This window comes from Plesiomonas sp. (assembly GCF_051652165.1).
In the GTDB taxonomy this organism is placed as follows: Bacteria; Pseudomonadota; Gammaproteobacteria; order Enterobacterales; family CAMTGL01; genus Plesiomonas.
Genome location: NZ_JBOFTR010000016.1, coordinates 153,021 through 172,333, shown reverse-complemented (window position 1 = coordinate 172,333; position 19,313 = coordinate 153,021). Strand labels below are relative to the sequence as shown.

General features: G+C 44.8%; 19 protein-coding genes. 14 read left to right on the top strand and 5 right to left on the bottom strand.

Annotated features, from left to right (window positions below; all coding sequences use genetic code 11):
• Positions 1 to 187 precede the first annotated feature (187 nt).
• The 9 genes from ACRC53_RS10400 to ACRC53_RS10360 all read left to right on the top strand — a co-directional run bounded on the left by ACRC53_RS10400 (position 188) and on the right by ACRC53_RS10360 (position 8,945).
• Positions 188 to 736 (top strand): NAD(P)H nitroreductase, encoded by a 549-nt coding sequence (locus ACRC53_RS10400; protein ID WP_438629739.1) that lies wholly within the window; start codon positions 188 to 190, stop codon positions 734 to 736.
• A 144-nt stretch (positions 737 to 880) separates the two neighbouring features.
• Positions 881 to 1,960 carry a selenide, water dikinase SelD gene (gene selD, locus ACRC53_RS10395; protein WP_438643638.1) on the top strand — a complete coding sequence of 360 codons (1,080 nt, stop codon included), beginning with the start codon at positions 881 to 883 and terminating at the stop codon, positions 1,958 to 1,960.
• The gene (gene mnmH / locus ACRC53_RS10390; RefSeq protein ID WP_438643350.1) at positions 1,948 to 3,048 is read left to right on the top strand and encodes a tRNA 2-selenouridine(34) synthase MnmH; all 1,101 of its coding nucleotides are present in this window, start codon (positions 1,948 to 1,950) and stop codon (positions 3,046 to 3,048) included. The genes selD and mnmH overlap by 13 nt, the downstream gene beginning before the upstream one ends.
• A 116-nt stretch (positions 3,049 to 3,164) precedes the next feature.
• Positions 3,165 to 5,144: a DNA topoisomerase III gene (locus tag ACRC53_RS10385; protein WP_438643349.1), complete on the top strand. Its 1,980-nt coding sequence runs from the start codon at positions 3,165 to 3,167 to the stop codon at positions 5,142 to 5,144.
• 124 nt (positions 5,145 to 5,268) lie between these two features.
• A complete protein-coding gene (locus ACRC53_RS10380) occupies positions 5,269 to 5,775 on the top strand; it encodes a DUF1496 domain-containing protein (protein ID WP_438643348.1) in 507 nt (168 codons plus the stop codon).
• A 109-nt stretch (positions 5,776 to 5,884) separates the two neighbouring features.
• Positions 5,885 to 6,271, top strand: coding sequence for a YgiW/YdeI family stress tolerance OB fold protein (locus ACRC53_RS10375; protein ID WP_438643347.1), 387 nt, complete (start codon positions 5,885 to 5,887; stop codon positions 6,269 to 6,271).
• A gap of 128 nt (positions 6,272 to 6,399) precedes the next feature.
• Complete coding sequence (locus ACRC53_RS10370; protein ID WP_438643346.1) at positions 6,400 to 6,798, top strand: PepSY domain-containing protein; 399 nt, start codon at positions 6,400 to 6,402, stop codon at positions 6,796 to 6,798.
• Between the two features lie 61 nt (positions 6,799 to 6,859).
• Positions 6,860 to 7,516 carry a response regulator transcription factor gene (locus tag ACRC53_RS10365; protein ID WP_438643345.1) on the top strand — a complete coding sequence of 219 codons (657 nt, stop codon included), beginning with the start codon at positions 6,860 to 6,862 and terminating at the stop codon, positions 7,514 to 7,516.
• Positions 7,509 to 8,945, top strand: coding sequence for an ATP-binding protein (locus ACRC53_RS10360; RefSeq protein ID WP_438643344.1), 1,437 nt, complete (start codon positions 7,509 to 7,511; stop codon positions 8,943 to 8,945). Before ACRC53_RS10365 ends, ACRC53_RS10360 begins: the two co-directional genes overlap by 8 nt.
• 17 nt (positions 8,946 to 8,962) lie before the next feature.
• Here the strand turns inward: ACRC53_RS10360 and ACRC53_RS10355 are convergent, their stop codons facing one another.
• A complete protein-coding gene (locus ACRC53_RS10355; RefSeq protein ID WP_438643343.1) occupies positions 8,963 to 10,333 on the bottom strand; it encodes an MATE family efflux transporter in 1,371 nt (456 codons plus the stop codon).
• A 319-nt stretch (positions 10,334 to 10,652) separates the two neighbouring features.
• On the opposite strand from ACRC53_RS10355, the gene rimJ reads away from it, so the two are divergent.
• Both rimJ and ACRC53_RS10345 read left to right on the top strand, forming a co-directional pair.
• The gene (gene rimJ, locus ACRC53_RS10350; protein WP_438643342.1) at positions 10,653 to 11,234 is read left to right on the top strand and encodes a ribosomal protein S5-alanine N-acetyltransferase; all 582 of its coding nucleotides are present in this window, start codon (positions 10,653 to 10,655) and stop codon (positions 11,232 to 11,234) included.
• A gap of 54 nt (positions 11,235 to 11,288) precedes the next feature.
• Entirely contained in the window at positions 11,289 to 11,984 is a 696-nt protein-coding gene (locus ACRC53_RS10345; RefSeq protein WP_438643341.1) for a YceH family protein, read from the top strand.
• Between the two features lie 189 nt (positions 11,985 to 12,173).
• Here the strand turns inward: ACRC53_RS10345 and argS are convergent, their stop codons facing one another.
• Positions 12,174 to 13,907 carry an arginine--tRNA ligase gene (argS, locus tag ACRC53_RS10340; protein ID WP_438643340.1) on the bottom strand — a complete coding sequence of 578 codons (1,734 nt, stop codon included), beginning with the start codon at positions 13,905 to 13,907 and terminating at the stop codon, positions 12,174 to 12,176.
• A gap of 208 nt (positions 13,908 to 14,115) precedes the next feature.
• Between argS and ACRC53_RS10335 the strand changes: the two genes are divergently transcribed.
• The 3 genes from ACRC53_RS10335 to ACRC53_RS10325 all read left to right on the top strand — a co-directional run bounded on the left by ACRC53_RS10335 (position 14,116) and on the right by ACRC53_RS10325 (position 16,413).
• Positions 14,116 to 14,715, top strand: a complete 600-nt coding sequence (locus tag ACRC53_RS10335; protein WP_438643339.1) for a VOC family protein — start codon at positions 14,116 to 14,118, stop codon at positions 14,713 to 14,715.
• Between the two features lie 263 nt (positions 14,716 to 14,978).
• Entirely contained in the window at positions 14,979 to 15,479 is a 501-nt protein-coding gene (locus ACRC53_RS10330; RefSeq protein ID WP_438643338.1) for a glycine zipper 2TM domain-containing protein, read from the top strand.
• A 472-nt stretch (positions 15,480 to 15,951) separates the two neighbouring features.
• Complete coding sequence (locus tag ACRC53_RS10325; RefSeq protein ID WP_438643337.1) at positions 15,952 to 16,413, top strand: glycine zipper 2TM domain-containing protein; 462 nt, start codon at positions 15,952 to 15,954, stop codon at positions 16,411 to 16,413.
• Between the two features lie 223 nt (positions 16,414 to 16,636).
• Here the strand turns inward: ACRC53_RS10325 and ACRC53_RS10320 are convergent, their stop codons facing one another.
• From ACRC53_RS10320 to cydB, 3 genes are all read right to left on the bottom strand, one after another.
• Positions 16,637 to 17,830 (bottom strand): MalY/PatB family protein, encoded by a 1,194-nt coding sequence (locus ACRC53_RS10320; protein WP_438643336.1) that lies wholly within the window; start codon positions 17,828 to 17,830, stop codon positions 16,637 to 16,639.
• Positions 17,831 to 18,036: 206 nt separating this feature from the next.
• Positions 18,037 to 18,144: a cytochrome bd-I oxidase subunit CydX gene (cydX, locus tag ACRC53_RS10315; RefSeq protein ID WP_438622987.1), complete on the bottom strand. Its 108-nt coding sequence runs from the start codon at positions 18,142 to 18,144 to the stop codon at positions 18,037 to 18,039.
• A gap of 23 nt (positions 18,145 to 18,167) precedes the next feature.
• A complete protein-coding gene (cydB, locus tag ACRC53_RS10310) occupies positions 18,168 to 19,304 on the bottom strand; it encodes a cytochrome d ubiquinol oxidase subunit II (RefSeq protein WP_438643335.1) in 1,137 nt (378 codons plus the stop codon).
• Positions 19,305 to 19,313: the final 9 nt, after the last annotated feature.

Below are 19,313 nucleotides of genomic sequence, written 5' to 3'. Positions count from 1 at the left end.
CATAGACGGTAGATCGCAGATAACTTACAATTGAGAACTATTCGTATTTGTTAGGCGGCAGTTGAGCATGGTAATCTAACAACAGTGTTTACTTGTACGTTCACTGTCACCTTGCTGTAACAGCCGTTACAGTCAGGCGCTATTTTTTATACAAAGCTTTATGCAAGGTTTACGCAGGGAGTTACCTATGCACGCGTTGGATTTACTGTTGCACCGCCGTTCGGCTTCACGTCTGCAAGCCCCCGCACCACAGGGCGAGGCACTCGATACCATTATTCGCGCGGGTATGCGTGCGCCTGATCACGGCGCATTGCAGCCGTGGCGTTTTACCCTGATAGAGGGTGACGGATTGCAACGTTTTAGTGATCTGCTGGTCAGCGTGGCCGAGCAAGACCACGAACCTGCCGAATTTATCGAAAAATCACGCCAAGCGCCGTTTCGCGCACCGCTGATTATTGCGGTAGCTGCGCACTGTTGCGATCACCCCAAAGTGCCACACTGGGAGCAGATTATGTCGGCAGGTTGCGCAGTTCAGGCTATGCAAATGGCAGCCGTTGCACTCGGTTTTGGCGGTATCTGGCGCAGTGGCAAATGGACAGAAGATCAGCGTATAAAAGCGGCTTTTGGGTGTAATGAACAAGATGCGCTGGTGGGCTTTCTCTATCTGGGAACAACGCCGTTAACACCACAAAAAGTTAAACCGGCTGATATTTCACCTTTTGTCAGACATTTTTAATGTGAATCGGTGATTTATTCCACGAGATAGGCTTTTATCGTACTTTATCACCCACAACACCCATCATTTTTGAGCATCTCACGCTATGCGCGCTTATAATAGGCGCATTGCGTGTTACGGCACGCCTGTCATTTTCATAATTTGATGATAGGATTTTTTCCCATGGAAGCTCTGCGTTTAACCCAGTACAGCCACGGTGCAGGTTGCGGCTGTAAAATTTCGCCAAAAGTACTTGATACGATTTTGCATTCAGAAATGCAGAAGTTTGCAGACCCGAATTTATTGGTTGGCAACGAAACCAAAGATGATGCGGCTGTTTACGATATTGGCAATGGCACAGGCATTATCAGTACCACCGACTTTTTTATGCCGATTGTGGATGATCCTTTTGATTTTGGCCGTATCGCCGCCACCAATGCCATTAGTGATGTGTACGCAATGGGCGGAAAACCTATTATGGCGATAGCTATTTTGGGTTGGCCGATTGCCAAATTACCGGCTGAAGTTGCCCAAAAAGTGATTGATGGCGGGCGTTATGCGTGTCAGCAGGCGGGTATTGCACTGGCAGGTGGCCACTCAATTGATGCGCCTGAACCGATTTTTGGTCTTGCCGTTACCGGGATTGTTGAAACAGCCTTGGTGAAAAAGAACAGTGCGGCAGAGGCCGGTTGTAAGCTCTATCTAACTAAGCCGCTGGGTATTGGTGTGCTGACCACCGCAGAGAAAAAAGGCAAACTACGCCCAGAACATGTGGGTGTAGCAACGGAGACTATGTGCCAGATGAACACATCAGGCGCTGATTTTGCCCACTTAACCGGCGTTACGGCAATGACCGATGTTACCGGTTTTGGTTTGCTAGGCCACTTAAGTGAAATGTGTCAGGGCTCTTCTCTGACGGCAACCTTGTGGTTTGATACTGTGCCAAAACTCGATGCGGTAGAAGCCTATATTGCCGAGGGGTGTGTGCCTGGCGGTACGCTGCGTAATTTCGACAGCTATGGCCATTTAATTGCGCCGCTGACGGATTTACAGCGTAATTTATTGTGTGATCCGCAAACCTCTGGCGGATTATTACTGGCTGTACGTCCTGATGCTGAAGCCGACGTTCAGGCTGTAGCTGCCCGCCATAATCTGACGCTCTCAGCCATTGGTGAATTGCACCAACATGCACTGCAAGGTGCACCAGATACTGCCCTGATCGAGGTTAAAGCATGCCGCGTTTAAATGCAGCTGAAGTGGATTTTCGCACGCTGTTTTTAACGGATACCCCGCTCATGGATGTGCGCGCGCCGGTTGAATATTTACAAGGCGCATTCCCGACTTCAGTTAACTTACCGCTGATGAATGATCGTGAGCGAGAAGCGGTCGGGATCTGTTACAAAGAAGAAGGGCCTGAGCATGCACTACGCTTAGGGCATAATTTAGTGCGTGATGAGGTAAAAAGCGCACGTCTTGCCGCGTGGACAGCCTATTGCCATACACATCCGCAGGGTTACATGTACTGCTTTCGTGGTGGCCAACGCTCACACATCACCCAAGCATGGTTGAAAGAGGCTGGAGTAGACTACCCATTAATTGAAGGGGGTTACAAAGCCTTACGCCGTTTTTTAATGGATCAGACCGTTGAAGCGGCAACATTGCCAATGATACTGGTTGGCGGCAACACTGGCAGCGGCAAAACGCGCCTGATTAAATCACTGCCTAACAGTGCTGATCTGGAAGGCGCAGCCCGTCATCGTGGCTCTTCTTTTGGTCGGATGGTGGTTGAGCAATCTACCCAAATTGGGTTTGAAAATCAGTTAGCCATTGAACTGCTCAAGTGTATGGATAGCGGTGCAACCTCTCTGGTTCTCGAAGATGAGGGGCGGATTATCGGTTCGGCACACGTACCGCTAGAACTATTCCAATCAATGACAGAAGCAAAAATTGCGGTGATTGATGACCCTGTTGACGTTCGGCTAGTTCGCCTGCGTGAAGAGTACGTTGATTTTATGTTGAACGGCTTTATCAGTGTGTATGGCGAGCAACAAGGTTGGATGCAGTTTGCTGATTACTTGCGTCATGGCTTATTCGGTATTCGTAAACGCTTAGGAGTGACCCGTTTTCAAGAGATCACCGAGCTGTTGGAGAATGCCCTGATTCAGCATCAGCAGGGCCAATCAGCAGATGTACATATGAGCTGGTTAACGCCACTACTGGTTGAGTATTACGACCCAATGTATCAGTATCAACTGGGCAAAAAAGCTGACCGCATCTGTTTTAGGGGCACGTATCAAGATGTTGAAGCATACTTGAGAAATCAAGGTATTTAACCTATGCCGGGTAGCTGCTTTTTACATTATTACACAGGCCACATGGCACGCTCATGTGGTCTGTGCTTCACGGTTTATGCTGTATATCACAAAGCGATTTATCATAAAGGTTGTCAATGCGTCTTTTCATCGCGGAAAAACCCAGTCTTGGTCGTGCTATTGCCGATGTATTGCCAAAACCACACCGAAAGCAAGATGGCTATATTGAGTGCGGTGAGGGAAATGTGGTGAGCTGGTGTATCGGCCACTTGCTTGAGCAAGCCGAGCCTGATGCCTATGGCGAGCAGTATGCACGGTGGAATTTACTGCATTTACCGATAGTGCCGCAAAAATGGCAGTTGCAACCGAAACCCTCCTCCCGCAAACAGCTCAACGTATTGGCCTCATTGGTCAAAAAGGCGACACAAATTGTCCATGCCGGTGACCCTGACCGAGAAGGGCAACTTTTGGTGGATGAAGTGCTGCAATACCTGCCGTTATCGGCAGCGGCTGCAACGGATATTCAGCGTTGCCTGATTAATGATTTAAACCCTTCGGCTGTTACGCGGGCGATTAGCCGCCTGCGGCCTAATCGGGAGTTTATTCCCCTGTGTGTTTCCGCGCTGGCGCGTGCGCGCGCCGATTGGCTATATGGCATAAACATGACCCGTGCCTACACACTGCTTGGCCAGCGGGCAGGTTACAAGGGTGTGCTTTCGGTTGGGCGGGTGCAGACCCCGATTTTGGGCTTAGTGGTGCGGCGTGATGAAGAGATAGAGCACTTTATTCCCCGAACCTATTATGAAGTGCGGGCGCATATTCAAACACCTACCCACGAAACCTTCTGCGCACAGTGGCAGCCGAGTGAAGCTACTGAGCCCTATCAGGATGAAGAGGGGCGGATTATCAGCCTGAAACTGGCGCAGCATGTTGCCGCAAGGATCAGCGGTCAACCCGCGCAGGTTGATGATTACGAAGATAAGCGCGAAAAAGAGCAACCACCACTGCCTTTTTCACTTTCAGCGTTGCAAATTGATGCTGCGAAGGCCTTTGGGCTGAGTGCCCAGCAGGTGTTGGATACCTGCCAGAAGCTATATGAAACGCATAAACTGATCACCTATCCACGATCTGATAGCCGCTACTTACCCGCAGAGCATTTTGCTGATCGGCATGCGGTACTGAATGCGTTGACGGTACATGCTGCCTCGCTTGATGCTTCACATGCAGGGTTTGACGCACAACAACGTGGACGCTGTTGGGATGATGGCAAAGTAGATGCTCACCATGCCATTATTCCAACCGCCCGCACGAAACCGGCCAATCTAACGGCGGATGAACAAAAAGTGTATACCTTGATTGCTCGTCAATACTTGATGCAATTTTGCGCGGATGCCGAGTATCGTAAATGCAAAATTCGTCTGACTATTGATGGCGGTAAATTCCATGCACAGGCGCGTAACTTGCAAACCGCCGGCTGGAAAGCGTTGCAAGGCAAGCAAGATGAAGAGAAAGATGATGAGAGCAGCGCGCCGTTACCCGCCGTCAGTAAAGGGGATGTTCTAACCTGTGATCACGGTGAAGTGCTGCACAAAGAGACCCAGCCACCGCGCGCTTTTACCGATGCAACACTGCTTTCTGCGATGACAGGTATCGCCCGTTTTGTACAAGATAAAGATCTGAAAAAAGTGCTACGCGCAACCGACGGTTTAGGCACGGAGGCGACCCGAGCTGGCATTATCGAACTACTGTTTAAGCGGCAATTTTTGCACAAAAAAGGGCGTACGATTCAATCAACACCCGCTGGGCGTGCGCTGATCCACAGCTTACCGGATGTTGCTACTCGACCGGATATGACTGCGCAGTGGGAGTCAACTTTGACCGCAGTCAGTGAAAAACAGTGCTGTTATGATGACTTTATGCAGCCATTGATTGCACAGTTGCAGCAACTCATTGAAAAGGCTAGACAGTCACGTACACCACAGGCATTAAGTGGCATCCAACAGATACCATCTACGGCAGTACAACACGTAAAGGGTACTCGCAAACGTACCGAGGCAACAAAAAAAAGAGCAAGCGCAAAAACCACAGAAACAAAACGAGTGGGTATAAAAAAATAGTGAATAGCACAAACAGCAACAGCTAAAAAGTATCTGTCAAATTAAGCTCTACAAATAACAAGAGTTAGGGCTGATGCTTTGTCTTCGCTCTCATGAAAAATATCCCATGAAAAGGAGTTCTTGAATGTTTCAAATTTTGCTTTCTAAATCGCCAGTGCCACTATTTTTATTACGGAACACTCGTGGGAAGCATGGGTGGAGAAGAGTGAGTTATAGCTTGTTGTTTGGCTGTATGTTTAGCTATGCAGCCAATGCAGAAGTCATAGTAACCGGTGTTCAGGGCATACAAAATAGCACAGTATTAAGTACAGGGAACCGCAATCCAACACTGTCAAATAACCTGATTGCAGCAGATATTAACCCGCTAATATCAACAACAAAAACCAACACTGATAGCAATATGAATACGGTAAAACAGTGGGGAAATACTGAGCGCACTCGGCTAAATCTTGATTTAAATACAGGTGCATTAATGCAAGGCCAAGCATGTTATTACGCAGATCAACGTTATTCTGAAGGTGCATTGGTTGATGTTGGAAAACAGATACTTCGTTGTAGTAAACAACAACCTGAGTTCAATAATAGCCCATTAGAGTGGCAGCTATTTAATGTAACGAGTGGAAAACAGTGAAATATTCAGCACATTTACAAACATGAACAGAATATGAATATCTTCCTCAGATTAGATTAAGACGAGAAAGTGTTTAATACACCCATCAACCACGAGGAAGGAATATATTATGAACACTATCGCTATCGCCACTGTTGTATTGTTGCTAACGTCTGCTTCTGCTATGGCTTCTGATCACCATGTTGTTACTGATACTGGGCTTGTTAGCCAGAATGCTTATCAAGGCCCAGTGAAAACGATGACAATTGCAGAGTTACAGGCAATGAAGATGCCATTTGAAGATCACAATGTCGTATTAGAGGGTTATTTAACCAGCCAAATTGATACTGAACACTATACATTTAGTGATGGCAAACAGCAGATAACAGTAGAAGTAGACCATGACGTATTTATGCCACAAGGTGTTACTGGCAAAACCAAAGTGCGTTTATATGGTAAATATGAAACCGGTATTACTAAATCAGAGCTCGAAGCTAAACGTATTCAACTGCTATAATGGGGCGAGTAATTATCACTAAATGGCAAAAAAAAAGCGGCAATGGCCTATGATAACCTTCTATCTATAGAGGAAAATATGGGAAAACGTTGCCGCTATAGGCCACTACGGATCAGATGAGTCAACCTATGAAGCACATTGAATTAGCGACACTACTGTTAGCAGTGACGTTAAGTTTTACGCTGCCAATACGAGCACTGGCTGATCCGTTACCGCCTAACTATACGCCTCCGGCACTTGAGTTTGATGATGATGTACAAGACACCGCATTAGCAGCCACCCAAGCGGGGTTGATAAAGCCTTACAGTGCATTACTTGCCCAAGTTGAAAAGGATTTCTATGGCCGGATCATCGAAGTTGAATTAGATGAAGATGATGGTGTTTGGAAGTATAAATTAAAACTGCTGGGTGAAAAAAATAACCTGATTAAGGTTAAATATAATGCAACAACGCTACAAGTTATCAAAATGAAAGGCTGCCATCTTAAACAAGCATTAAAGCGCGATATTGTCCCTCTTGATGATTAATACGAGATGGCAATAAATCATCAATCAATGAACAACTGATATAAGCAATGCGGAATCTGATATGAAAGTACTGGTGATTGAAGATGAGCAGACACTGGCTGCACAAATAGCCGAGGCACTCACTCAACATCAATGGACAGTCGAGCAATCGTACGATGGAATTGATGCATTGTACCGCGCCACGAGTGAAACATGGGATGCTATCGTACTTGATCTTGGTTTGCCAAAACTTGATGGCCTGACGGTATTGCGCAGTTTGCGATCTGAGGGCATTCAGACTCCTGTTATTATTTTAAGTGCGCGTGCAGAGCTGCATCAGCGGGTTGATGGTTTAAATGCAGGCGCAGATGATTATCTCACTAAACCTTTTCAGATGGTTGAGCTGGTGGCTCGTTTGTCTGTGCAGCGTCGCCGTGCGGCAGGGCATGCGGCCTCTGTGTTGCAGATAGGTGCACTCACGCTTGATACGCAAACTGCCGTTGTAACATGGCAAGGCAAAACGGTTGATTTAACCTCACTAGAGTATAAAGTTTTAGCCTATTTAATGCACAATCAGGGGAAGGTTGTTTCCCGTACTGACTTGGTTGAACGTATTTATCAGCAAGATTTTGATCGTGATTCAAACACTATTGAAGTCTTTATTGGAAGAATTAGGCGTAAAATTGATAGCCAAATCATCCAAACTGTACGCGGATTAGGTTATCGAATCCATGAATAACCCTGCAAGTTTGCGCCAACGGGTATTAGGTGCAACCATCGGTTGGCTACTGCTTGTTTTGTTTAGTGCAGGAATGTTATTGCCCTCTATTTTTAATCACTACTTACGCGCTGAGGCAACGCAAACACTCACGTTGTACCTTGATGAGCTAAGTGCACGTATTGAGTTATCTGCAGAGGGTAAGCCTGTTGTTACTGGCCTACTGAGTGACCCACGTTTTCGTCAACCTTATAGCGGGCTTTACTGGCAAGTGAGCTCACCAACTGCAGTTATTCGCTCACGATCTCTGTGGGATAGCCGTTTGCAACCACAGTTAAATGCAGGCTTATCACCGCATAACTTAGGTAATAAGCAAACTCGCCATACACCAACAGACTCACAACACAGCGAACAACAGCATCAAACTGATTTAGCACCTGCAGCAAATACTGTCGAGCAGTGGGTTGGGCCAGAAAATCGCCCATTGATTACTGTTTCTCGTACACTGACGTTACCTGATTACGCATCTCCTTTATTGCTTCAAGTTGGGCAAGATGAGTCCTCTTTGCGTCAGACATTAACACGGTTAACACACAGTTTTTGGTGCGTACTATTAGCACTAGGGCTAGGGGTTGTTGTTATTATTGGTGGGCTCATTAACTGGTCATTGCGACCATTACGCCGTATGCAACAAGAACTTACTGCAGTGAGATTAGGTCAGCAAGTGCAACTTAATGGTGCGTTTCCACGTGAAATTGCGCCATTAGCAGATGATCTTAATGCACTCTTATTTCATTACAGCGAGTTATTGACTAGGGCCCGTCATCATACCGGTAATTTGGCACATGCTTTAAAAACACCATTGGCTATTTTGGGTAATCAAATTGCATTACTGCCTATTGACCAGCGCCAACCTATGCAGCAAGTTTTAGCGCAACTACAGCAACAAATCGATAGCCATTTGGCTCGCGCACGTATCGCCGGTGCAAATAATATTTTAGCTGTGCGCTGTAACCCTGCTATACGCACAGACCGTATTATCATGGCAATGGAAAAAATTTACTCTGAACGAAATATTGTCTGTATTAATGAGTTAGACAGTGATTTAGCATTAGCCGTTTCAGATAATGATTTTGATGATATGGTTGGTAATCTTATTGAAAATGCCTTCAAATGGGCCAATAGCATGATCACACTCAGTGCCACAGAACAGGCTGAGTCGTTAATGGTCATGATTGATGATAACGGCTTAGGCTTAGATGAAAATCAGTGTCAACAGGTATTGCAACGAGGCGTTCGCCTTGATGAAACCGTGGCAGGCAGTGGTTTAGGGCTTAATATTGTCAATGAAATGGCACTTTCATATCGGGGTTCACTGCAACTACAGCGTAGCCCACTGGGTGGGCTACGTGCAATATTGGTATTACCTAAGGCTCGTACAATATCATAAACGTGGGGTTATTACGGTTATTGCACCATACCGCGTGCAGGATGTGCATTTTCACGCTGCATTTGCCATAGCATCCAAATAGCCAGTAAAGTGCTACAAGCTGGCATGGCCATCCAAATGCCGTTAATCCCCCACAAAAAGGAAAATACCCATAAAAAGCCACCAATGAGCAGCAATTTCCCACCGGTAAGGGTCGAAGCCAATAACGGTTTATTCACAGCCTGAAAGTAAGTGGCACCGACTAATAATAGCCCTTCCATCGGCAAACCCCAGAAGTAGCGATAAATCCCATTAATCGCTTCGTTGTTTAGCGTAACATTATCACCGGCAAATAGCTGAGTAACCAGATGTGGGAAAAGATAGAGGAATGCCATACCCACAAGACCTAGCCCTGTTGTAATCCCTAGGGCTAAATTACGAATTTTCCGTACACGATCCTCTAACCCAGCACCTGCATTAAAGCTGGCAATCGGTTGAATACCCAGTGCAATACCCTCAAAAATCAGGTAGAAAAATGCCTCGGCATAACTGACAATACTGTAGGCCGCGACATGCAGCGCATTACCTGCACTCATAAAAGCTTTGTTGTGCAGTGCCAGCACAACAGAGAGATAAAGATACATTAATAAGCTTGATGTGCCTAAACGCAGGATCTCTACAATCAATTTTATACGTGGAAACAGTGCTCGCCATGAAAGGCGTAACTGGCTGCGTTTTGAGCAAAAATGAGCCAAACACAAGCCTCCACTGATCAGTTGTGAAAGCATAGTGGCTAAACCTACACCCGCAAGGCCAAGAGGAATAATGGCTAAAAAGGTGTAATCAAGCAGCACGTTGAGCGTGCCGCCAAAAATCAGAATATAGGTGACTCGCTTTGGCTCTCCATCATTACGCAGCAAGGCAGAGAAGCTCATAGAAAGCATTGCTGAAAAACCTAGCAGAAAATACCAGCGTAAATACTCAATACCTGCTGTAAATATATCACCAGTAGCGCCTAGCCAGCGTAGCATAGTGCCACCATAGGTCAGCCCGATCGTACCGATAATGATTGCTGCTGTAATCACCAATATCAGGGCATTACCGACAATATTTCGGGCTTGTTCAATCTTCCCCTGACCTAAACGCAATGAAACCAATGATGATGCACCCATACCAATCATTGCGCCGATAGCATACAACACCGACCCAACAGGATATGCCAGCATGACTCCTGCAAGCCCTTGTTCGCCTAAATAATGGCCAACAAAAATACCGTCAACAGTAACATATACACCACTGATCACCATGGCGGTAATGGTGGGCAGTGTGTAACGCCAAAACAGCGTTAACAGGGGCTCGGTAGCCAGCGAAGTATCATTTTCCTGTGGAGGTATGGCAGTTGAAGTCATAGTGATGGGCTCTGTCGCATAATAATTGCGTAATTAATAAATCAGCATAAATGAGCAGGTTAACCCGCATATTCTAGCGAGATTGTATCAAATGTACTGATAATTCAGGCATAGTTATGCGTTTTAATATAACAAACAGTCTACTATCTCACATATTTGTGTGGCGATGAGAGAGAGTCATACCGTGTTACTCATGCTTAAAAGTGTGATGTTCAGCATATTCAGTGGCTTGAATGCGGCTATAAATAAGTATTTTGCGCCACTTTCTGGTTTAATCACGAGAGCGTTATTTTATGAATAAAATCAGTGAGGTTACTGGATGTTTGGCTACTCACCGATACCCCAAGTGCGTTTATTAACTGAGCGGTTGGTTGTGCGTTTAGCACATGAAAAAGATGCAGTAAAAATTGCTGAGTATTACTGTCATAATCGTGATTATTTACAACCGTGGGAGCCAAAGCGTGATGCAGGCCATTTTACGGTTAGTGGTTGGAACGCTCGTTTATCGCTGATCTCTGAATACCATCGGCAAGGGGCAGCATTTAGTTTTTTATTGCTGGATCAAACAGAGTCACATGTGCTGGGCGTTATCAATTACAGTAACATTATTCGCGGCGTATTTCAGGCCTGTTATTTGGGGTACTCACTGGGAAAGCAGTTTGTGGGAAAAGGGCTGATGTATGAAGCTTTAAAAGAGAGTAATCGGTATATGCTCGAAAAACAGCAACTACACCGGATTATGGCTAACTACATGCCACATAATCAGCGTAGCGGAAATTTACTGGCTCGGCTTGGTTTTGAGCGAGAAGGCTATGCAAAAGAGTATTTGCTCATTAATGGTGTGTGGCAAGATCATGTTATGACTGCTTTAACCCATCGTAGCAGGAAAGACAGCGCATAAATCAGATTATTGTGCTAATAATAACAAGACTTTCAGCAAGATAGAGAGGTTGATGTGAAAACTCAATTAACAGCTTATGAAGCACGAGTGATTGGCTGTTTGTTAGAAAAACAGATAACAACACCAGAACAATACCCTTTATCACTGAATGGCTTAACTATCGCATGTAATCAAAAGACTAATCGAGATCCAGTTCTCGAACTGTCAGATTCAGAAGTGCAAAATATACTCGATGATCTGTTAAAAAAGAGATTAATCCGAGATCTTTCAGGGTTTGGCCACCGAGTAGCAAAATATGAGCATCGGTTTTGTAACTCTGAATTTGGCCACCTAAAATTAAATCCACAAGAGTTTGCGCTGATTTGTACCTTACTGTTACGTGGGCCACAAACTGCCGGTGAGTTACGCACCCGCACTCAGCGTTTGGCTGAGTTCACTGATGTACAAACCGTTGAAGCTGTGCTGGAAAAGTTGGCAACTCGTGATGATGGCCCGTATGTCGTACAATTACCACGTGAAGCAGGGAAACGTGAAAGCCGCTATATGCATCTTTTTTGCGGTGATATAAGTGCTACAAAAATAGCGACTACGTATGACTCAGACCGCCTACAACTGACACCGGATCAGAATGAGAGCTTACGGATCACACAACTTGAAAGTGATATTACGGCGTTACAGCAGCGAGTCAGTACACTTGAAACCTTGTTACAGCAGGTTTTATCAGCAGACACGACAATATCTGCATCGTAATTTCAGGTTACAGAATACTCAGTAGCCACATAAGCTACATAAAAAAGAATCCCGATTGAGGGATTCTTTTTTTTGACATTCGTTGGCCAATATTCAATGTATTCGCCAACGTTGTTCAAATCATCAATAGCCCTTGGCTAAAGGTATCTGTATGATCTACGGGTTTATTCACTACACTATTAAGCGCAATTACATACGCTCGACAGTATCGATACCCAGCAAATCAAGGCCCTGTTTAAGGGTTTTTGCTGTCAATGATGCTAGTTTCAGGCGGCTGTTACGCAGACTCTGATCGTCTTGATTGAGGATCGGGCACGCTTCATAGAAACTTGAGAACAGACCGGCCAGCTCGTACAGATAAGCACACATCAGGTGAGGTTCACCTTCGCGTACCACACTGTAAACTGCTTCTTCAAACTGCATCAGTTTGATTGCTAACGCTTTTTCGCGATCATCATGTAAAATGATATCGCCCGTTAAACTGTTTTCATCAATATTGGCACGCTTAAAGATAGAAGACACACGGGTATACGCATATTGCATATACGGTGCGGTATTGCCTTCAAAACTCAGCATATTCTCCCAATCGAAGATATAGTCAGTTGTCCGGTTTTTTGACAGATCAGAGTATTTCACTGAGCCCATCGCTACCGCATTAACAACCGAAGCACGCTCTTCTGCGCTCAGATCCGGATTTTTATCTGCAATCAGCTTTTCTGCACGCTCGGTTGCTTCATCGAGCAGTTCAGAGAGCTTAACAGTACCGCCTGAACGGGTCTTAAATGGGCGGCCATCTTTACCTAGCATCATACCGAATGCACAATGCTCAAGTGTCATACTTTCAGGGATATAGCCCGCTTTACGAACAATGGTCCATGCTTGCATCAAATGTTGGTGCTGACGTGAGTCAATAAAGTATAAAGCGCGATCGGCTTTGAAATGATCCCAACGGTATTTTGCACAAGCAATATCAGTTGTAGTGTACAGATAGCCACCATCGCTCTTTTGCACAATAACACCCATGGCTTCGCCATCTTTGTTTTTGAACTCATCGAGGAAAACGACCTGAGCACCTTCACTTTCAACCGCTAAACCGCGAGTTTTCAGATCAGCTACAATGCCTGGTAACATTGAGTTATATAGGCTTTCACCCATCACATCTTTACTTTTCAGGCTGACATTCAAGCGATCATAAATACGCTGGTTTTGCTCCATAGTAATATCAACCAGCTTACGCCACATGCTCAGACAATATGCATCACCACCTTGCAATTTCACCACGTAACCACGTGCACGCACAGCAAAGTCTTCATCTTCGTCGTAGCACTTTTTCGCTTCACGGTAAAACGCTTCTAAATCAGACAGCACCAAGGTTGCGTTACTGTCGTTTTGAATTTTTTCTAGGTAAGCTATCAGCATACCAAATTGAGTGCCCCAATCCCCTAAGTGATTAGCGCGAATAACGTGGTTACCCAAAAACTCAAGGGTACGAACAACGGCATCACCAATAACGGTTGAGCGAATGTGGTGAACGGCCATCTCTTTGGCAACATTAGGTGCTGAATAATCAACCACAATCGTTTGGCTTGGCTGTGTTGCACAAACATTTAATTTATTGTCAGTCAGTGCTAATGCTGCTTGTTTTGCAACCCATTCAGGGTTTAAGAAAATGTTAATAAACCCAGGGCCAGCAATTTCAGTTTTGCAGGCAATAGCACCTAACTCTAGGTTTTCAATCACTTTTTCTGCTAATTGGCGTGGCGCAATACCCAAGCGTTTTGCAGCGCCCATCACACCATTAGCCTGATAGTCACCAAATTGTACTTTTGCTGATTGGCGGACCATAGAATCACAATCAATCGGTGCACCTGCTGCGATCAGCGCCTGGTTAACCTTCTCGGAAATAAGAGCTTGTATATTCATCTGATTACCTTCAATCGAACAGTTAATTATTGTGCATATAAATAAACAGCAACGATACTATCAGTATTGATACATGTTATGCCGAATAATAATGCGTAAAGCTATGCACAGAGATACCGAATACTCGGTATCATACCCGTGCAACAGAGCCATGAAAACCCCACAAGCCATCCTGATATCAGTATATCGACTTAAATGAGGATAAAAGATGTCAACCCCCTTTGAATGGATAAATGAGTTAGCCGATCTTTCGTACTCTCTGCCTGATTTTGTGACGAAAATCACACAGTTAGCAGCAGATCTGGGTGTCAATATTCACGATTATCCCGCTGATCATATTGCGGTACGTTGTCATTCACAGGAAACGGCTGCTCGTTGGCATCAGGGCTTATTGCAAGCCGGTGAAATGTTGTCGCAAAAAAATATTAATGGTCGTCCAATTTGTCTGTTTGCACTGCATCAGCCATTATCGGTTGGTCCGTGGGTGATTGATTGTATAGAGCTACCTTATCCAAGTGAAAAACACTATTTACATGAAGGATGGGAGCATATTGAACTGGTTGTTTCCGTCAATGCAGAAACGATTACCGAGATGGAATCTGCTGCGCTCCATGCGATTCCATCACTCTCTACATGGATGAGTACCGCATCAATAACATCAGAAATAGCAACAGTGCGTTATAAAGCAAGTATGCCACAGGCCGAGGATGAACAGCGCACAAACCCAACGTTAGCATTTTCTCGTAATGGTATTACGTTAAAAATTCATCCACTGTCTATTCGTGATGTCATTGGGTGTCATCCGTAAGCCATTAATTATGACTTATTGTTTCGTAAGTGGGGGCATATACCGATGCACCATTGGCAATAGCCGATAGTGAATATCAGAAAAATATTTAGCCGTTAGCATGTAACGCTTTGCTTTATCAGGGCAGAAAAAAGCCAGAAACATAAGACAAATATTGTGACAACTTTTTGTTAGTCTTTTTGTCGTTAAATCGTCAATTTAGCGGTCAGCCGAGCAGTAATGTTAACTGACCGTTTTTTAAAAGATTGATAAAGGTGATTGCAATGAAATATACAGCAGGTGCTGCGTTGATTCTTGGTGTATGTGCACTTTCTGGTTGTGCGAATACAGATATGTATTCTGGGAATGTATTTTCAGGTCAAGATGCCAAAATGGTGCAGAACGTTAGCTACGGCACAATCATATCGGTTAGACCTGTAAGGATTCAAGATGATCAACAGCAGGGATCAAGTTTAGGCGGCTTAGGTGGCGCGGTTATTGGTGGCTTACTCGGTAGTGAAGTGGGTGGTGGTATTGGTCGCGATATCGCAACAACGGCGGGTGCAATTGCAGGCAGTGTTGTTGGGTCTAATGTAGGTAATCGTCTTGATCAAACGGAAGGTTTAGAGATGGTTATTCGTAAAAGTAATGGTCAAAATATTGTTGTTGTACAGCAAGCTGCACCTGGTTTTGTACCGGGCGCACGCGTTCAATTGGTCGGAAATGGTGGGCAGGCAACAGTTTCACTGATTGGTGCTGGATACCCTTATGGTTATGCGCAGTAATAACCATTTTATTGCTACAGCAACAGAGCTGTTGCGAGAAAGGTGTTTAGTTCACACAAAAAGAGTAGCTAAAGTGCAATTATTTTTTATTGTGTGATCCCGTTGGCTATACTTAGGGTGTGGCAGTTAACAGCTAGAAGCCTCTGATAGTCACACCCTTGTTTATTTTAGTGTGTTTACCTGCGGTATAACATAGCTAGTTTATTGTTGCTTTAATCCATGATAATAGTTGATTAGCTCACTGTTTTTTTGATTAATAGCATGTCTGTTATGCTAAAGCATTACACTTAATTGTTACATCTCTCTTTAATTAACACGATCTTTCGCGCATGGTGTACGTTGTGCAGAGGTGTGATGCATTATAGAGATTGAGTGTATACAGTAAGGTATTACGGCAGTTGAATCGCCGTTATGCATGCTTTAGTGATGCGGTTTACACGCTGTAAATTAGATTATGCTAACGGAGGTTATAATGAACACACGTTTAGGTGCTCTTGCGTTCATAGCGATGAGTTTAGCAGGCTGTGCAAATACAAACATGTACTCAGGAGATGTGTATAGCGGTGCACAGGCAAAAACTGTGCAGAATATACAGTATGGTACAATTGTCTCAATTCGCCCAGTCAAGATTCAAGCTGAAAGCTCAGGATTAATTGGTGGTATCGGCGGTGCGGTAGTCGGTGGTTTATTGGGTAGCACTGTTGGCGGTGGCACAGGGCGAGATATTGCTTCTGCGGCTGGGGCTATTGCAGGCAGTGCAATAGGCAAAAAGGCAGAAGATAGCTTAAATCAGATTAATGGCGCTGAGATGGAAATCCGCAAAGACAACGGTGCATCTATTGTTGTAGTACAAAAGGCCGATCCACGTTATCAACCGGGTGTGCGTGTGCGCTTGGTTGGGGGGAATAACGATATGACCGTCTCGGTAATGTAATGATGGTTACTACGCAGTAGATATATAAGAATAAACTGAATATTGCTATAAATATTATAGCGGATATATCTATACGTATAATCACTATAAATAAGAGATCAACAAGTAGCAAGAGGCTGTTTATTTAATGAACAGCCTCTATCTAATACAATATAAATAATATAAACGAGTTAAATAATAAATCGCTATTTTAATTTAAAACTAAAGTAGTGTGAGATTATTACTACTTAAGTGATATTTTTAGTGCAGTAAGGGCTTTTTCTATACGATCAAGTGCTTGATTTAATCGCGCACGAGTACAACCAAAATTGAGCCGTACAAATGCAGCATTACCAAAATCAGCACCTGCTGATAAGCCGACGCCTGCTTGCTCAAAAAAATGGTGTGGGTTTTGTACTGGCAGTGCAGAGCAATCAATCCACGCTAAATACGTTGCCTCGGTATGAGCCAATGTTAAATATGGCATCGCATTAATTCTTGCTTCTGTTATGTCTCGGTTTTCCCGTAGATAATCAAGTTGAGCTTCTAACCACGTATCTCCCGCTACATATGCAGCTTCTGCTGCCGTATAAGCCATGATATCGACACTCGGCACAATACCAGTACGCGCTTTAATAAACTGTTGGCGCAACTTGTCATTGGGAATGATAGCGATAGAAGCGCCCAATCCAGCAATATTAAAGGTTTTTGATGGGGCAAATAGCGTGATTGAACGTTGCTCTGCATCGGCATTGAGTGATGCAATGGGAATATGAGGCTGATTATCCAGCAGTAAATCACAGTGAATTTCATCACTACAGATCAGTAAATTGTGCTGACGCGCAAATTCAGCCTGTGCCAGCAGTTCTTCTCGGCGATAAATAGTACCGCCCGGATTTTGTGGGTTACACAACATCAGCAGCTTTTCATTTCCCTGCATTTCATTGGCGATACGGTCTAAGTTCATCACCCAGCGGCCTTGTTGCAGAGTGACGGGGGCCAGAACTTGTTCAATACCCGCAAAGGCTGATGATTTTACAAACGGCGGATAAATTGGTGAAGGGGCAATACTACGCTGGCCTTGGGCAGTAAATGCTCTAACGGCCAAATTTAGGCCACAAACCAGACCCGGTAGGAACACCAACCACTCTGGTTTGATAGCCCAGTCATAGCGAGTTTGCATGCGTGCAATAAATGCTTCGGTCAGTACCGATGATGCACCGTAACCATAACCAAACACACCGTGTTCCACCCGTTTATGCAGCGCCGCAATGACCGCAGGCGGAGAGCGAAAATCAGTGTCAGCTACCCACATTGGCAGAATATCTTTACCGGCATATTTGTTCCATTTATCGCTGTCGCTGTGGCTGCGATCAATGGGGATATCAAAATTAAACAGTGTATGCGTATTGTCAATAGCAGGTTTGGGTGATTGCATTTGATAGGCTCTCCTTGCCAGCCCGAAACGGGCATCTCTGATGTTATCCCATACAAATAGGGGGATAGGGCGTTGACGAATCATGTCGTTAAGATAACGAAAATGCAAGGTGTATAGAGAAGAGCAAGTAAGGGAGATGTGAATAATAAAAAAGGGCCTCGTAAGGCCCTTCGAATGTGTTAGCAATGCTGCGTTATGCCCGCAGATTATGCATTATCGCGATCCATGTTTTCAGTCTGCTCTAACCATAGGGCATTGATAATGCCGAATGAACAGGCTAATAGCACACCGAGAATCCAAGCAAAATACCACATTGTTCTTGTCTCCTAAGGGCTCATTAATAGGCTGAAGGGTTATTTTCAATATGTTTAGTCTCAATACGACCAAACATTTTGTAGTAGCACCAAACGGTATACACCAGAATAATGGGGACAAAAATCACAGCTGCACCAAGCATGATCCCCAGTGTTTTCTGGCTTGATGTTGCATCCCACATGGTCAGACTTTGTGCCGCCATAATGCTTGATGGCATTACAAACGGGAACATAGTGACGCCGGCAGTCAAGATGATGCAGGTAATGGCCAGTGAAGAGGTTAAAAATGCAAAACCCGCTCGCTCAAAATGTGATGCAATAATTGTCAGTAACGGCATAAACACACCGATAGCAGGAATTGCCCACAAAATAGGGTAGTCGTTGAAATTCTTCATCCAGGCACCAATCTCTACTGCAACTTCTTTATGCAGTGGATTAGAAGGGGCGCTTGTGTCAATCACCGAGGTGATGAGGTAACCAGGGATGCCTTTCATTACCCAGATGCCGGCCAGTGCAAAACAAACTGCTGTGATTAACGCAGTGATTTTTGCCGCAGTACGAGCACGAACATGCAACTCACCCACCGTTTTCATTTGCAGCCAAGTTGCCCCTTGCATAACCAGCATCATCAAACTGACGACACCACATAGCAGGCCAAATGGATTTAGCAAACCAAAGAAACCACCTTGATATTGTAAACGGAGCAAACTATCTACTTCGAATGGAACACCCTGCAGTAAGTTACCAAAGGCTACACCAAAGACCAATGCGGGTACTGCACCACCGATGAACAAACCCCAATCCCACATAGTGCGCCAGCGGGAATCTTCAATTTTTGAGCGGTAATCAAAACCGACAGGACGGAAGAACAGCGCAGCAAGCACTAATACCATCGCCACGTAGAAGCCAGAAAAGGCAGCAGCATAAACCATTGGCCACGCAGCAAACAGAGCACCCCCAGCAGTGATTAACCAAACTTGGTTACCATCCCAGTGTGGTGCAATGGTATTAATCATTACCCGACGTTCGTTGTCAGTTTTTCCGATAATCGGTAACAGCGCACCGACACCCATATCAAAGCCATCAGTGATAGCAAAGCCAATCAGCAATACACCGATCAGTAGCCACCAGGCAAAGCGTAACAATTCATAATCAATCATGGTCGGCTC